Below are 15,341 nucleotides of genomic sequence, written 5' to 3'. Positions count from 1 at the left end.
CCGTTTCTTGCGGGGGCTGCGCCCCCGCACCCCCGAAACCGCACTTCGCGCGGTTGTCCTCAAACGCCGGACGGGCTGAAGTGCGCGCCCGGGCGCGATATCCAGCCCGTCCGGCGTTTGAGGACCTCGCGGCGAAGCCGCGATGCCGGGGCGCGGGCCCTCCCGCAGGAAACGGTGAAAGGGCGGGGTCGGGGCACCTCACCGCGACCACGGTCGCGACCGCCCCGGATCCCACATCGGCCCCCACGGGCCCTCGACGGGCTCGTCGTGCAGCTCAGCGCGATCGGGCGAGCGGCGCCGCCGGTCACGCACCGGCGCGAACAGAACGTACGCCGTCGACACGACGACGAAGGCCAACCGGATGAAGCCCCGCGCCGCATCGTCGTGGACGACGAACACACTCCCGTACAGCGCCACCAACGCCAGCCAGCTCCACAGCGGCACCAGCCGCCGCTGCCCGCACACGTCCCACAGCAGCGTGCCGAGCAGTACGGACGCCGTGTAGTACGTGTAGACGCTCGGGTCGAGGACGATGCGCGCGTTGGCGCCCAGCAGGACGACCGCCGCCCAGCGGCCGCGCCAGACGGCGACGGTGCCGAGGAAGAGGCCGAGGGCGGCCTGGGCCGGGCGGGCCCAGCTCGGGGTCTCGGGGTCGTTGGCGCCGAGCCAGCGGAGGGCGGACGCCGGGTTGTTGGGGATGGTGAACTCGGCGGCGGCGAAGGAGTGCGCGTCGACGAGGAAGAACGGCACCCAGGCGACGGCGACCAGGGCGGCACACCAGAGCCCGGCCCGCAGCCAGCGTTCCTTCGGCAGCGCCAGCAGGAGCGGGACGAAGGCCAGCGCGGTGGGCTTGGAGTCCAGGGCGAAGGCCATCCAGATGCCGGTGGCCGCCGCGTCGCAGCGCGTCATGGAACGGACGGCGAGGGCGGTGAAGAACAGCGCCAGCACGTCGTCGAGATGGGCGAAGCGGACCGAGACCTCGATCCACATCGGGATGAAGGCGAGGCCGGCGATGAGGACGCGCCGCCGCAGCCGCTGGTGGTTGGTGCCGGTGCCCAGGAAGTGCCGGGCGGCGCTGCGCCCGGTGAGCACCAGGACCACCAGGCCGAGCACCGACATGAACGCCTCGGCGAGCACCTGCCCGACCTCGGCGGGGAAGGGGTTGAACAGCCCGGCCACCAGGAAGCTGATGGGCCCCATCTGAAGCTCGGGGTGGCGGGCGTAGAGGTTGAGGCCGCCGTCGCCGGACGAGCCGTCGTAGATCAGTTCGCCGCCCGTGCGCAGGTAGTGCCAGGAGAAGCCGCCGCTCGGTTCCACGACCACGAACCAGAGCGCGGCCCACGCGGTGAGCAACAGCAAGTGCATCCGCGTGCTGAGTTCCGGTATCCGCACAACGCTCCCGTCCACCACCCGGCCACCGTCGGGTCCGGGCACAACTGTCACCGGCGGTCAGATGGCGGAAGCCGCCCGGAGGTTGCCCTCCGGGCGGCCGATGTGAGCAGCGGAACACCGCGTTCCAAACTGTGTTCGAACTCAAGCCTCGATGGCGACCGGTCCGGAGTCCGTCGCCTCCGCGTTGCGGCGGGTCTTCGCCCAGCCGTTGCGGCCGCGCAGCATCCGCACGAAACCGCGGGCCGACGCCGGGAAGAGGTGGTAGGCGTACAGCCACAGGGCCAGCCCCCACAGCAGGGCGGTGAGCAGCGAGCGGTCGTCGGCGCGGTCCCGGCGGTAGACCGGGCCCCACAGCACGAACGGCAGCACGGAGACGACGGCCAGCGCGAGGACCAGCGGCCACAGCGCCAGCATCCCGCCGAACGCCGCGTCCACGCCGTCCTCGGCCGCGGTCAGGCCCAGCAGCGCGAACATGACGGCGCACAGCGCGAGCGTCACCAGGTGGGCGACCGGCTGGAGGAAGGTGTAGAGGGTCTCCAGGATGCCGCGGCCGCCGTAGTGGCGCGAGGAGATGATGCGCGGCGCGTAGCGGACGCACTGGAGGTTGCCCTGCGCCCAGCGGGTGCGCTGGGTGAGGAAACGGCGGCCGTGCGGCAGCCCCTCCTGGGAGACCCAGGTGTCGGCAAGGTGGTTGATCCGGTCACCGGTGAGGATCATGTGCAGGCCCAGCTCGTAGTCCTCCAGCAGGGCGCCGCGCTTCCAGGGCCGCCGCTCGGCCGCGGCTATCCGGTCGAGCGAGGCGAGGCGGGTGAACTGCCCGTTGCCGCCCAGGCCGACGGAGCCGGTACGGGCCCGGAGCAGCTGCATCCCGGCGTTGGAGACGGAGAACTCCATGTCCTGCATGCGCACCAGGAGGCGCGCGACGGCGTTCCGCGCCCGGCCGCGGTCCGGCAGCGGGCGCTCGTCCTCGGTGTTCCGCATCCGGACGCTGACCTGGACGCCGCCGGTCTCGGGGTCGCCGAAGCCCTGCGGGCCGCTGACGACGTTCAGGGCGTTGGGGTCCAGCTGCCCGTCGGCGTCGACGACGCAGACGACGACCCGCTCGCGGTCGGTGTCCCGGGACAGGAACTGGTTCAGCTCGTCGTACGCGGCGTTGAGCGCAGCGCCCTTGCCCTGCCGGGCCTCCGGGCGGTGTCGGCGCACCAGGTGGACGCGGCGGTCGCGCTCGGCGAGCTCGGCGACGATCGCGCCGGTGCGGTCGTCGCTGTCGTCGTCGATGACCCAGACGTGCGCCCGGGGGTGGTCGGCGCGCAGCCGGCCGACGGTCGTCGCGACCACGGCCTCCTCGTCCCGGCAGGGGACGAAGAAGTGCCAGTCGAAGGCGTTCGGGTCGCCGTGCTCGGCGAGCGGACGGCGGGTGTAGGCGTGGCGGGCGCCCGCCCAGTAGAGGAGGAAGCAGGCGAGGAGGAAGAAGGGGAATATGAGGAAGAAGGGGTGCTGGAACACGCGGAGTCCTGGTGGGGCGACGGGAGAGCGGGCGGTGGTGGCGGGGCCGGTGCTGGGGCGCTCAAGCCGCCAGGCGCACCGGCGTCGCGATCCCGGCCAGCAGCGCCGTGATCCGCTCCGAGGCGAGACCGTCGCCGAACGGGCTGGGCAGCGCGGCGAGGCGGGCGAGGCCCTCGGGGCCCTCCGCGAGCCGCCGGCGCGCGGCCGCGCCGATCGCCGGGCCCGGAACGACGAGCTCCGCGAAGTCGGTCATCGCCTCTGGCCGCTCCGTGGAGCGCCGGACGACCACCAGCGGGCGGCCGAGGACCGTGCACTCCTCCTGGATGCCGCCGGAGTCGGACACCAGCAGCGCCGCGTGCCGGGCCAGCGCCAGGAACTCGGAGTAGCCGAGCGGCGCGGTCACCGTCAGCGGCGTGAGGAGAGCGGTGAGGCCGGCCGCCTCGATCCGGGCGCGGGTGCGGGGGTGCAGCGGCAGCAGGACCGGGCGGTCGCCGGTGACGAGCGCGGCGAGCTCGGTGAGGATCGCGCGCAGGGCGGCGGGGTCGTCGGTGTTCTCCGGGCGGTGCACGGTGGCCAGGACGTAGCCGTCGGCGGTCAGGCCGTGCGCGTCCAGCAGGGCGGCGCGCGCGTCGGCGGCCGGGAGCTGGTTGCGGACGGCCTCGACGACGGTGTTGCCGGTGACGGCGATCCGGGCGTCCTCCAGGCCCTCGGCGAGGAGGTTGGCGCGGTTGTCCTCGGTGGCCGCGCAGAGCACGTCCGCGACGCGGTCGATGAGGACGCGGTTGTGCTCCTCCGGCATGTTCCGGTCGTGGCTGCGCAGGCCGGCCTCCACGTGCACCAGCGGGATGCCCCGGGCGTTGGCGGCCAGCGCGCCGGCCAGGGCGGCGTTGGTGTCGCCCTGGACGACGACGGCGAGCGGCGGCTCGGCGGTGAACAGCTCGTCGAGCTGCTCCAGGGCGGCGGAGATCTGTACGGCGCGGGGCTTGCCGCCGACGCCGGTGAGGAGGGTGGGCTGCGGGAGGCCCAGTTCCGTCAGGAAGCGGCCCGAGAGGTTCTCGTCGTAGTGCTGGCCGGTGTGGACGAGGTGGGCGGCGGGGCCGAGGAGACGGGCCAGGTCCGTGAGCTTGATGAGTTCTGGGCGGGTGCCGAGGACCAGGGCGATGCTGCGGGTGGGCAGGGACGCGGGCACGGGGTCTCCTGAGGCTGCGGGGACTGGGCAGCCTCGAGAGTGGGGTGGGTCGGTTGCGGGCCCGGATGAGTGCCGGTTGCTCGACGGTTGCGGGTTCGGATCGGGACTTTCGTCCCGGGTGGGGTGCCCCGGTCCCTCCCTTTCACCGTTTCCTGGGGCTGCGCCCCAGCCCCCGCTTGTCGCGGCTTCGCCGCTCGTCCTCAGACGCCGGACGGGCTGAATATCAGCCCGTCCGGCGTTTGAGGACTGGGGGCACCCCTCTGGGGGCACCCCCTCTGGGGGAGCCCGCAGGGCGCTTCGGGGGTGCGGGGGCCTGCCCCCGCGAGAAACGGTGAATGGGGGTGCCCCCTTTGGGGGAGGGACCGGGGCACCCCCCGGACTACGTCCGGTACCGGTACCCCAGCCCCCGCACCGCCTCCACCGGATCCGCCGCCTCGTCCCCCGCCGCCTGCCGCAGCTTGCGTCGCAGCCGCAGGACGGCGAACTTCACGCGTTCGCGGCCCGTGGCCGCGTGGTCGTCCCAGACGCGGTCGAGGAGCTGTTCGGTGGTGATGACGCGGCCGCGGTTGCGGACGAGGATCTGGAGGAGGCGGTACTCGATGTCGCTGAGGCGGGCCTCCTGGCCCTGCCAGACGGCGGAGCGGCGCTCGGGGACGAGGCGGAGGCCGTCGTCGAAGGACTCGCCGGCCCAGCGGGCGGGGGCGGCGCGGCGGAGCAGGGCTTCGACGCGGGCGAGGAGCTCCTCGTTGCCGAAGGGCTTGGGGAGGTAGTCGTCGGCGCCGGAGCGCAGGCCGCGTACGCGGTCGGTCTCGGCGCCGCGTGCGGTGAGCAGGAGGACGGGGAGGTCACTGAGGTCGCGGGTGCGTTCCAGGACCTCCCAGCCGTCCAGTTCGGGGAGCCCGATGTCGAGGATCACCAAGGCGGGGCGTTCGGCGAAGAGGAGCCGCAGCGCCTCGCGGCCGTCGTCGGCGGGGATCACGGTGTGGCCGGCGCGTTCGAGCAGGACGCGCAGGGCGAGGGCCAGGTCGGGGTCGTCCTCGACGACGAGGATGCGGGTCATGGGACGTCCTCCTCGGCGCCGGACGCGGTCGCGCCCGGGGGCCCGCCACGGGCAGCAGGAGGCGGAAGACCGCGCCCTCGCCCTCCGTACCGCCCGCGGTCAGCGTGCCGCCGTGCAGTTCGACGAGGGTGCGGCCGATGGCCAGGCCGAGGCCGGTGCCGGGGTAGCCGCCGGAGCGGGCGTTGGCGGCGCGGACGAAGCCGGTGAAGATCTCCTCGCGGGCGGCCTCGGGTATGCCGATGCCGGTGTCGGCGACCTCGATCTCCCAGTGCTCGCCGTGCGGCGCGGCGGTGACGGTGATCCGGCCGTCGGGCGGGGTGAACTTGGCGGCGTTCTCCAGCAGGTTCCCGAGCACGTGCCGGAGCCGGTGGCGGTCGCCGCGCAGGGGCGGTCCGGGGGTGCAGCGCAGGACGGTGAAGACCGGCCCGGGGGCGTCGGCCGGGACGCAGAGGGATTCCAGGACGGCGTCGCGCAGCATGTCCGGCACGTCCACCCAGCCGAACTCCAGCTCCGGCCCGGTGGCCCGCATCCGGGTGGTGAACAGCAGGTCGGCGATGACGCGTTGCATCCGTTCGCCGTTGCGGCGGATGGCGTCCACGAAGGCCCGCTGCTGGTCGGTGAGGGCGCCGAACGCCGGGTCGACGAGGAGTTCGCCGAAGCTGATGACGGTGGTGAGCGGGGTGCGGAGCTCGTGGGAGGCGGCGGCGGTGAAGGCGTTGCGCTGCCGGGCGAGCTCGGTGAGGGCGACGTTGTCCCGTTCGAGGTCGTGTTCGCGGCGTTTGCGGTCGGTGATGTCGGTGAAGGACCACAGGGCGCCGAGGTAGGTGCCGTCGTGGCGCAGGGGTTCCACCTCGCGGCGGACGACGCGCCCGTCGGCGAGCGGGATCTCGGCCTCCCGGTGGACGGGCCGGCGGGCCAGGATCTCGCCGGGGCTGCCGGTGCCGGTGTAGCCGGGGGCGAAATGGGCGCGGACCAGGGGGACGACCGGGCGCATCGGGGCGCCCCGGGAGAGGTCGACCCGCCCTTCGAGGTCGAACATGCGGGCGAAAAGGCGGTTGACGGCGAGGATCTCGTCGGCGGGGCTCTGCAGCAGGGCGCCGGCGGGCAGGGCCTCCAGAACGGCCTGGAGCAGATCACGGTCCTCGGAGGCCATGTTTCTCACCCGCTCCCACGGACGTCTCCGGTGAATCCCTCCGCAATCAATCGAAATCCGCACTAAAACCGTAGGGCAAAGCGGAACATAACGCTCCCGCAGCGCTTCCCGGACCTCGGCCCCCGCCCCGGCGCACCGCCCCGGCTCCGTAGACTGGGCGGCGTGAGCGAGCGCCCCCAGAACGACGACCACGACGACCTCGGCGAGAACAGACCCGGCAGCGACCGGTTCGAGGAGATCGTCGACGCCGAGACCGACCGAGACCCCGACCTCGCGGTGATCGAGGCCGGCAGCCGCACCCTGCGCGCCCAGGCCGGCCCGCCGCAGGGCGACGGCATCCCCGCCCGCCCCGCCGACCCCGAGGTCGAGCGGGCGCTGCGCGAGGTGGAGGCCGAGCTGGCGGGCCGCTGGGGGAGACCAAGCTCGACCCGTCGCTGGAGCGCATCCGGAAGCTGATGGACGTCCTGGGCCAGCCCCAGCACGCGTACCCGTCCATCCACATCACCGGCACCAACGGCAAGACCAGCACCGCCCGCATGATCGAGGCCCTGCTGAGCGCCTTCGACCTGCGCACCGGCCGTTACACCAGCCCGCACGTGCAGACCTACCTGGAGCGGATCAGCCTGGACGGCGCGCCGATCAGCGCCGAGCGGTTCGTCGAGACGTACCGGGACATCGAGCCCTATGTGCGGATGGTCGACGAGCGCGAGGACTTCCGGCTGTCCTTCTTCGAGGTGCTCACCGGCATGGCGTTCGCCGCCTTCGCCGACGCCCCGGTGGACGTCGCGGTGGTCGAGGTCGGCATGGGCGGCACCTGGGACGCCACCAATGTGGTGGACGGCACGGTCGCCGTGGTGACGCCGATAGCGCTGGACCACACCGACCGGCTCGGCTCGACCCCCGGCGAGATCGCCCTGGAGAAGGCCGGGATCATCAAGCAGGACGCCACCGTCGTCCTCGCCCAGCAGCCGGTGGACGCCGCCCAGGTGCTGCTGAAGCGCGCCGTCGAGGTGGACGCCACGGTCGCCCGCGAGGGCATGGAGTTCGGCGTCGTCGCCCGCGAGGTCGCGGTCGGCGGCCAGCTGCTCACCCTGCGCGGTCTCGGCGGCGAGTACCCCGAGGTCTTCCTGCCGCTGTACGGCGCCCACCAGGCGCACAACGCCGCCGTGGCGCTGGCGGCGGTCGAGGCGTTCTTCGGCATCGGCTCGCAGCACGCCCGCACCCTGGACATCGACGTGGTCCGCCGCGCCTTCGCCTCCGTCACCTCGCCGGGCCGGCTGGAGGTGGTCCGCCGCAGCCCCACGGTCGTCCTGGACGCCGCGCACAACCCGGCGGGCGCCCGTGCGGCGGCCGAGGCGGTCACCGAGGCGTTCGGCTTCAGCCGGCTGATCGGCGTCGTGGGCACCAGCGCCGACAAGGACGTGCGCGGGGTGCTGGAAGCGTTCGAACCGGTCTTCGCCGAGGTCGTCGTCACCCGCAACTCCACCGACCGCTCGATGGACGTCGACGAGCTGGCCGCGCTCGCCGTCGAGGTCTTCGGCGAGGAGCGGGTCCAGGTGGAGCCGCGGCTGGACGACGCCCTGGAGGCGGCGATCACGCTCGCCGAGGAGGAGGGCGAGTACGCCGGCGCCGGCGTCCTGGTGACCGGCTCGGTCTTCACGGTGGGCGACGCCCGCCTGCTGCTGCTCGGGAGGGACTGACCATGCGGACGCTGTGCGCGAGCACCCTGATCGGTGAATTCTTCATCATCGGCTTCGCCGGGCTGGTGGCCATGAAGAACGAGGACCTGTCCACCGGGACGGTCTGGGTGGTCAGCGGGACGGCGATGCTGCTCAGCGTGGTGCTGTGCGGGATGATCACCCGCCCCGGCGGGGTGCAGCTCGGCTGGCTGCTCCAGGTCGGGCTGGTCGCGAGCGGCTTCGTGGTGCCGCTGATGTTCGCCCTGGGGCTGATCTTCGGCGCCCTGTGGTGGGCGTCGGTGCACTTCGGACGGAAGATCGACGCGGCGAAGGCGCGGTTCGCGGCGGAGGCCGAGGCGTCGTAGCGGCGCGTGCCCTCGCGGGGTGGCCGGCCCACCGGGTGACGGCGGGCCCCCCGCGCCCCTGTACCCTCTGGCCCCACACACACGATCTTCCGCAAGGAGCCGCAGTATGAGCCAGCGCACCCTCGTCCTCTTGAAGCCCGACGCGGTCGCCCGCAAGCTCGTGGGCGAGATCGTCGCCCGCATCGAGCGGAAGGCGAACTGGACGATCAGCGCGCTGGAGCTGCGCACCCTGGACCGTGCCGTCCTCGAACAGCACTACGCCGAGCACGTCGGCCGCGACTTCTACGAGCCGCTGATGGGGTTCATGTCGTCCGGTCCGGTCGTCGCCATGGTCGTCGAGGGCGAGCGCGTCATCGAGGGCGTCCGGGCGCTGGCGGGTCCGACCGACCCGATTTCGGCCGCCCCGGGTTCCATCCGTGGTGACTTCGGCACCATCACGCGCGAGAACCTCATCCATGCCTCGGACTCGGTGGAGTCCGCCGAGCGGGAAATCAAGATTTTCTTTCCCGACCACGGCTGATACCGGATCAGGCCGGCTCCCATTCTGATCAGGGGCGACCGATTTCTTTTCGGTCGCCCTCCGACATATGCGTGGCGATCGGGGGAACCTCTCACTCCGACACGACGTCACCATTACCGGGGCGGGCTCGCGTTCCGCCGACAATGGCGGAGCAGCTGTCGCGTCGCTTTCCGTCGGCGAGACTACGATGAGAGCTTCCGCGCCCCGCAGCGCACCACCTGCCGACCTCAAGTAAGCAATCGCTCCAGCTGGGAAGGCCAGACGTATCCTCATGGGGAACAACATGTCGTTCATCGGCCGTGACATGGCTGTCGACCTCGGGACCGCCAACACGCTGGTGTACGTCAGAGGCCGCGGGATCGTCCTCAACGAACCGTCCGTCGTCGCCATCAATACGAACACGGGCGGCATCCTCGCGGTCGGCGCCGAGGCGAAGAAGATGATCGGGCGGACGCCCGGCAACATCGTGGCGGTCCGCCCCCTGAAGGACGGCGTCATCGCCGACTTCGAGATCACCGAGCGGATGCTCCGCTACTTCATCCTCAAAATCCACAAGCGCCGCTGGATGGCCCGCCCCCGCGTGGTCGTCTGCGTCCCCTCCGGCATCACCGGCGTGGAGCGGCGCGCGGTGATCGAGGCCAGCACCCAGGCCGGCGCCCGGCAGGTGCACATCATCGAGGAGCCCATGGCCGCCGCGATCGGCTCGGGCCTCCCGGTCCACGAGGCCACCGGCAACATGGTCGTCGACATCGGCGGCGGCACCACCGAGGTCGCCGTGATCTCCCTCGGCGGCATCGTCACCGCCCAGTCCATCCGCGTCGCGGGCGACGAGCTGGACAACGCGATCATCCAGCACATCAAGAAGGAGTACAGCCTCCTGCTGGGCGAGCGCACCGCCGAACAGATCAAGATCACCATCGGGTCGGCCTACGACCTGGAGCAGGACGAGCACACCGAGATCCGCGGCCGGGACCTGGTCAGCGGCCTGCCCAAGACCGTCGTCATCTCCGCCGCCGAGGTCCGCAAGGCCATCGAGGAACCGGTCAACTCCATCGTCGACGCGGTCAAGACCACCCTCGACAAGTGCCCGCCCGAGCTCTCCGGCGACGTCATGGACCGCGGCATCGTGCTCACCGGCGGCGGCGCCCTGCTGCGCGGCCTGGACGAGCGGCTGCGCCGGGAGACCGGCATGCCGATCCACATCGCCGAGGACCCGCTGGACTCCGTCGCGCTCGGCTCCGGCAAGTGCGTGGAGGAGTTCGAGGCCCTCCAGCAGGTGCTGGACGCACAGCCCCGCAGGTGACCCGCCCCCGGCGCCGCCGCCCGGCGGAAACAACCTGATATACAGGCAGAACGCTGCTGCCGGTGACCGGCGTCCGCCCGGCCCGCCGGTCACAGGAGACCCGACGAGAAGGGCATGCCGCCGCACGTGAGGGACACACGAGAGAGCCGGCTGCTGTTGGTACTGCTGATCGCCGTCGCGTTCGCGCTGATCACGGTCGACATCCGGGGCGGCGACCGGTCCCCGCTCGACGGCGCCCGGCGCGCCGCCGCCACCGCCTTCGGGCCGGTGGAGAAGGGCGTCGCCGGGATCGTCGACCCGGTCGCCGACGCGGCCGCCGCCGTCCGCGACTCGGGCGGCCGCAGCGACCGGATCACCCGGCTGGAGCGCGAGAACACCGCCCTCAAGCAGCGGCTCGGCAGCGACGACCGCAACAACGCCCGGGTCCGCGAGCTCGACAAGATGCTGGGCACCGCGGGACGCGGCCAGTACGGCATCAAGGGCGCCCAGGTCATCGCCATAGGAGCGGCCCAGGGCTTCTCCTGGACCGTCACCATCGACCTCGGGAGCAACGACGGCGTCCGGCGCGACATGACCGTCCTCAACGGCGACGGGCTCGTCGGCCGCGTCACCACCGTCGGCCCGTCCACCTCGACCGTCCTCCTCGTCACCGACCCCAAGTTCACCGTCGGCACCCGGCTGGAGAAGAGCGGCGAGATCGGCTTCGCGGGCGGCCAGGGCGACAGCAGCCTGCGCGTCGAACTGCTCAACGGCAAGGCCGCGGTCCGCCCCGGCGACCGCCTGGTCACCTTCGGGTCCAGCAAGGACAAGCCGTTCGTCCCCGGCGTCCCCGTCGGCGAGGTCGTCCGCGTCGAACCCTCCGGTGGCCGGCTCACCCGCACCCTCCAGGTGCGCCCCTTCGTCGGGTTCAGCAAGCTCGACCTCGTGGGCGTCGTCGTCGAACCGCCCAAGACCGACCCGCGCGACAGCGTGCTGCCGCCCAAGCCCGAGGCCCCCAAGCCCACGCCCACGGTGACCGTCACGGCCACCCCGACGCCGAGCGCCGAACCCAGGGACTGACCCCATGCCCATGCGCCTGAACCGGATCCTGCTCTCGACCGCGCTGGTGGTGGTGGCCCTCGTCCTCCAGGTGAGCGTCTTCGCCCGGCTCCACCTGCCCGGCGCCGTCCCCGACCTGCTGCTCCTCGTCGTCGTCGCCCTCGGCCTGGTCTACGGACACACCGGCGGCGCCCTGGTCGGCTTCGGCGCCGGCCTGCTCGCCGACCTCGCCCCGCCCGCCGACCACGCGACCGGCCGCTACGCGCTGGTGCTCTGCGTCGTCGGCTACCTCGTCGGGCTGGCCCGGCCGGAGACCGGGCGGCTGCGCTCGGCCACCGTGCCGCTGCTCGTCGTCCTCGGCGCGGCCGTCGTCTCCACCCTGCTCTACGCGGGCGTGGGCGCCCTGGTCGGGGACACCGCCGCCCGGCACGTCGGCCTCACCGGACTGCTGCTCACCGCCGCCCTCTACGACCTGCTGCTGGCCCCCTTCACCGTGCCGTTGATCATGGCGCTGGCGCGGCGGGCCGAGAACGACCCGCTCACCGGCGAGGGCGCCACCGCCGTCGCGGCCGGCGAGGGCGCGTACGGCCGGATGTCCGGCCTCGGCGGGCGCGGGCGCGGCAAGGGGCCGGGCGGACTGCAGATCCGCAGAACGCGGCTGTCGAGGGGGACGCGGAGCAAGTGGAAGGGCGGCAAGCACCTGTGACAGTCGAACCGTTCGCGCGCCCCTCGGCCCGGGAGCCGCCCGGTGAGCAACATCCCCGAGACCGGCCGCACTTCACGGGTGACCATCCGGCTGGTCGTCATCCAGATCCTCGTCGTCTCGCTCCTGGTCACGCTGGGCGGACGCCTGTGGTACCTGCAGATCCGCAACGGCGACGAGTACACCGCCGAGGCGGCCAGCAACCACATCCAGCAGGTCATCGTCCCCGCCACCCGCGGCTCGATCCTGGACGCGCGCGGCATCCCGCTCGCCGACAACCAGACGCGGCTGGTCGTCTCGGCCGACCGCACCGACCTGATGAAGATGAGGGACAAGGGCAAGGGCGTCCTGACCCGGCTCGCCGGGGTGCTCGGCCTGAAGCCGGAGGACGTCGCCGCCAAGGTGCGGCTGTGCGACGCGAAGACGCCCAAGCCCTGCTGGGCCGGCTCGCCCTACCAGCCGATCCCCATCACCGACGAGGCCACCACCCAGCAGGCCCTGCAGATCCGCGAGCGCGCCGAGGACTTCCCCGGCGTCACCGCCGAGCCGATGGCCGTCCGCCGCTACCCCGGCCCCGGCGGCTCCAACACCGCCCAGGTGCTGGGCTATCTGTCGCCCGTCACCGACGACGAGATCACCAAGGCCAAGGACTCCCGCACGCCCCTGATGCGCTCCGACGAGATCGGCCGCAACGGGCTGGAGCGGCAGTACGACGGCGAGCTGCGCGGCCGGGCCGGCGTCACCCGGTACGAGGTGGACAACCTCGGCCGCGTCATCGGCAAGGCCAGGAGCGACCGCGCCGAGCCCGGCTCCAACGTCGTCACCAGCGTCGACGCCCGTGTGCAGGCCATAGCGGAACGCGAGCTGGACCAAGCGATGAAGGACGCCCGGCAGGAGATGGACCGCAACACCGGCACCACCTACAAGGCCGACGCGGGCGCCGTCGTCGTCATGGAGTCCAAGACCGGCCGGGTGGTGGCCATGGCCTCCAACCCCACCTACGACCCCAACGCCTGGGTGGGCGGCATCTCCGCCAAGGACTACCAGGCCCTGACCGGCAAGGACTCCGACTACCCGCTGCTCAACCGGGCCATCCAGGGGCAGGCGGCCCCCGGTTCGGTGTTCAAGGTCATCTCCGCCACGGCGGCCGTCAACGCGGGGTACTCCTTCACCGACAAATACAACTGTTCGAGTTCGTACAACATCGGTCACCAGGTCTTCAAGAACTTCGAGTCCAAGGGATACGGCCCGATCGACCTCGGCCGGGCCCTGGAGGTCTCCTGCGACACCGTCTTCTACGACCTGGCCTACCGGCAGTGGCAGAAGGACGGCGGCAACAACCCCAAGAACCCCAAGGACTGGTTCTACCGGACCGCCCACGAGTTCGGCCTCGGCAAGCCCACCGGCATCGACCTGCCCAACGAGGTCCGCGGCCGGGTCCCGGACCGCGACTGGAAGAAGCGGTACTGGGAGGCCAACAAGGACACCTGGTGCAAACAGGGCCAGGGGGCGGGGAAGGGCGACTACGCGGCCGAGATCGCCAAGGAGAACTGCGAGTCGTTCGCCCGGATGCGCGCCGGTGACTCCGTCAACTACTCCATCGGGCAGGGCGACACCCTCGTCACCCCCGTCCAGATGGCCACCATCTACGCGGCCATCAGCAACGGCGGCACCCTGCACGACCCGACCGTCGGCAAGGCGATCGTCAGCCCCGACGGCAAGCGGATCCGCGAGATCCGGCCGAAGGCGCACGGGAAACTGCCCTTCGACGGGAAGACCCGCGACCAGCTCGACGCCGCGCTGGCCGGCGTCGCCACCCAGGGCAGCGCCGCCTGGCGCTTCCAGGGCTGGCCGCAGAAGGAGATCCCGATGCACGCCAAGACCGGCACCGCCGAGGTCGCCGGCAAGCAGACGACGTCCTGGTTCGCCACGTACACCAAGGACTTCACCGTCGTCATGACGATCTCCCAGGGCGGCACCGGCTCCGGCGCCTCGGGACCGGCCGTCCGGAAGATCTACAACGCCCTGTACGGGGTGGACGAACAGGGGAAGATCGACGCCAAGAAGGCGCTCCTGCCGCATCCCGAGGCCGGTCTGCCGAAGATCGACAAGGACGGCAGCATCGTCGCCGCGCACATCGACCCGCCGCCGTCCGAGCCCGCCCGCAAGGAAGAGAAGCAGGAAGAGTGAGCGACATGAGCGGTATGAGCGCCGACGGCTTCCGCATCCGCCGCTTCGCCCCGCAGCGCTCGGCCTGGGCCCGGCTCACCGACCGCGACTCCGTGGTCCGCCGCCTCGACTGGGTGATGCTCCTCGCCGCGCTCGTCCTGTCGGGCTTCAGCACCCTGCTCGTCTACTCCGCCACCCGCGGCCGCACCGAGCTCACCCACGGCGACCCGTACTACTTCCTGCTGCGCAACCTCCTCAACATCGGCATAGGGCTCGCCCTCGCCGCCGGCGCCGTCTGGGCCGGCCACCGGACGCTGCGCGGCGCGGTCCCGGTGCTCTACGTGGTCTCCGTGCTCGGCTGCCTCTCCGTGCTCACCCCGCTGGGCGCGACGATCAATGGCGCCCGGTCGTGGATCCAGCTCGGCGGCGGGTTCTCCATCCAGCCCTCCGAGTTCACCAAGATCACCATCATCCTGGGCATGGCCATGCTGCTGGCCCAGGCCGTGGACGCCGGCGACCGGCCGCACCCCGACCACCGCACCGTCCTCCAGGCGCTCGGCATCGCCGCCGTGCCCATCCTCGTCATCCTGCTGATGCCGGACCTGGGCTCGGTGATGGTCCTCGTCGTCATCGTGCTCGCCGTGCTGCTGGCCTCCGGCGCCTCCAACCGCTGGATCGCCGGGCTGCTGGGAGCGGGCGTGCTGGGCTGTGTGCTGATCTGGCAGCTCGGGATACTGGACGAGTACCAGATCAACCGCTTCGCCGCGTTCGCCAACCCCGCCTTCGACCCCGCCGGCGTCGGCTACAACACCAAGCAGGCCCGCATCGCCATCGGCTCCGGCGGCCTGACCGGTTCCGGCCTCTTCCACGGCTCCCAGACCACCGGGCAGTTCGTCCCCGAGCAGCAGACGGACTTCATCTTCACCGTCGCGGGCGAGGAGCTGGGCTTCGTCGGGGCGGGCACGATCATCTTCCTGATCGGCGTCGTCCTCTGGCGCGCCTGCCGCATCGCCCGTGAGACGACCGAGCTCTACGGGACGGTCGTGGCCGCCGGGATCATCGCCTGGTTCGCCTTCCAGGCCTTCGAGAACATCGGCATGACGCTGGGGATCATGCCCGTGACGGGACTGCCGCTGCCGTTCGTCTCGTACGGCGGCACGTCGATGTTCGTCGCCTGGATCGCCGTCGGACTCCTTCAATCGATCAAGGTGCAGCGGCCGCTGGCGTCGGCCTAGCGCGGGACGGCCCGCCGGGGGGTGCCTCC

The 15,341-nt window shown here is 72.1% G+C and carries 11 protein-coding genes and 2 pseudogenes; 8 read left to right on the top strand and 5 right to left on the bottom strand.

Annotated features, from left to right (window positions below; translation table 11 throughout):
• Window positions 1–198 precede the first annotated feature (198 nt).
• The 5 genes and pseudogenes from ACQEVS_RS11585 to ACQEVS_RS11565 all read right to left on the bottom strand — a co-directional run.
• Window positions 199–1,365 carry a hypothetical protein gene (locus ACQEVS_RS11585; RefSeq protein WP_433018936.1) on the bottom strand — a complete coding sequence of 389 codons (1,167 nt, stop codon included), beginning with the start codon at window positions 1,363–1,365 and terminating at the stop codon, window positions 199–201.
• 168 nt (window positions 1,366–1,533) lie between these two features.
• Window positions 1,534–2,898 carry a glycosyltransferase family 2 protein gene (locus tag ACQEVS_RS11580; RefSeq protein WP_433018933.1) on the bottom strand — a complete coding sequence of 455 codons (1,365 nt, stop codon included), beginning with the start codon at window positions 2,896–2,898 and terminating at the stop codon, window positions 1,534–1,536.
• Between the two features lie 61 nt (window positions 2,899–2,959).
• Window positions 2,960–4,087: a non-hydrolyzing UDP-N-acetylglucosamine 2-epimerase gene (wecB, locus tag ACQEVS_RS11575; RefSeq protein WP_433018930.1), complete on the bottom strand. Its 1,128-nt coding sequence runs from the start codon at window positions 4,085–4,087 to the stop codon at window positions 2,960–2,962.
• Window positions 4,088–4,466: 379 nt separating this feature from the next.
• The gene (locus ACQEVS_RS11570) at window positions 4,467–5,147 is read right to left on the bottom strand and encodes a response regulator transcription factor (protein ID WP_185946252.1); all 681 of its coding nucleotides are present in this window, start codon (window positions 5,145–5,147) and stop codon (window positions 4,467–4,469) included.
• 106 nt (window positions 5,148–5,253) lie between these two features.
• Window positions 5,254–6,141, bottom strand: a pseudogene (locus ACQEVS_RS11565) (ATP-binding protein); the annotation flags it as partial.
• A gap of 321 nt (window positions 6,142–6,462) precedes the next feature.
• On the opposite strand from ACQEVS_RS11565, the pseudogene folC reads away from it, so the two are divergent.
• The 8 genes and pseudogenes from folC (at window position 6,463) to rodA (ending at window position 15,312) form a co-directional block, all read left to right on the top strand.
• A pseudogene (gene folC / locus ACQEVS_RS11560) lies at window positions 6,463–8,000 on the top strand (bifunctional tetrahydrofolate synthase/dihydrofolate synthase).
• 2 nt (window positions 8,001–8,002) lie between these two features.
• On the top strand, window positions 8,003–8,344 hold the full coding sequence (locus ACQEVS_RS11555; protein ID WP_433018925.1) for a DUF4233 domain-containing protein: 342 nt from the start codon (window positions 8,003–8,005) through the stop codon (window positions 8,342–8,344).
• 106 nt (window positions 8,345–8,450) lie between these two features.
• Complete coding sequence (gene ndk / locus ACQEVS_RS11550) at window positions 8,451–8,864, top strand: nucleoside-diphosphate kinase (protein ID WP_433018922.1); 414 nt, start codon at window positions 8,451–8,453, stop codon at window positions 8,862–8,864.
• Window positions 8,865–9,147: 283 nt separating this feature from the next.
• On the top strand, window positions 9,148–10,167 hold the full coding sequence (locus tag ACQEVS_RS11545; protein WP_004950903.1) for a rod shape-determining protein: 1,020 nt from the start codon (window positions 9,148–9,150) through the stop codon (window positions 10,165–10,167).
• Window positions 10,168–10,293: 126 nt separating this feature from the next.
• Complete coding sequence (gene mreC, locus ACQEVS_RS11540; RefSeq protein WP_433018919.1) at window positions 10,294–11,226, top strand: rod shape-determining protein MreC; 933 nt, start codon at window positions 10,294–10,296, stop codon at window positions 11,224–11,226.
• Between the two features lie 10 nt (window positions 11,227–11,236).
• A complete protein-coding gene (gene mreD / locus ACQEVS_RS11535) occupies window positions 11,237–11,911 on the top strand; it encodes a rod shape-determining protein MreD (protein WP_433027472.1) in 675 nt (224 codons plus the stop codon).
• Window positions 11,912–11,953: 42 nt separating this feature from the next.
• Window positions 11,954–14,098, top strand: coding sequence for a penicillin-binding protein 2 (gene mrdA, locus ACQEVS_RS11530; RefSeq protein ID WP_433018916.1), 2,145 nt, complete (start codon window positions 11,954–11,956; stop codon window positions 14,096–14,098).
• Window positions 14,099–14,112: 14 nt separating this feature from the next.
• Window positions 14,113–15,312 (top strand): rod shape-determining protein RodA, encoded by a 1,200-nt coding sequence (rodA, locus tag ACQEVS_RS11525; RefSeq protein WP_433027469.1) that lies wholly within the window; start codon window positions 14,113–14,115, stop codon window positions 15,310–15,312.
• Window positions 15,313–15,341 lie beyond the last annotated feature (29 nt).

Source organism: Streptomyces sp. CA-181903 (assembly GCF_050937075.1).
Classification (GTDB): Bacteria; Actinomycetota; Actinomycetes; order Streptomycetales; family Streptomycetaceae; genus Streptomyces.
The sequence above is the reverse complement of the archived record's forward strand: the minus strand, read 5'-3'. Positions and strand labels throughout refer to the sequence as shown.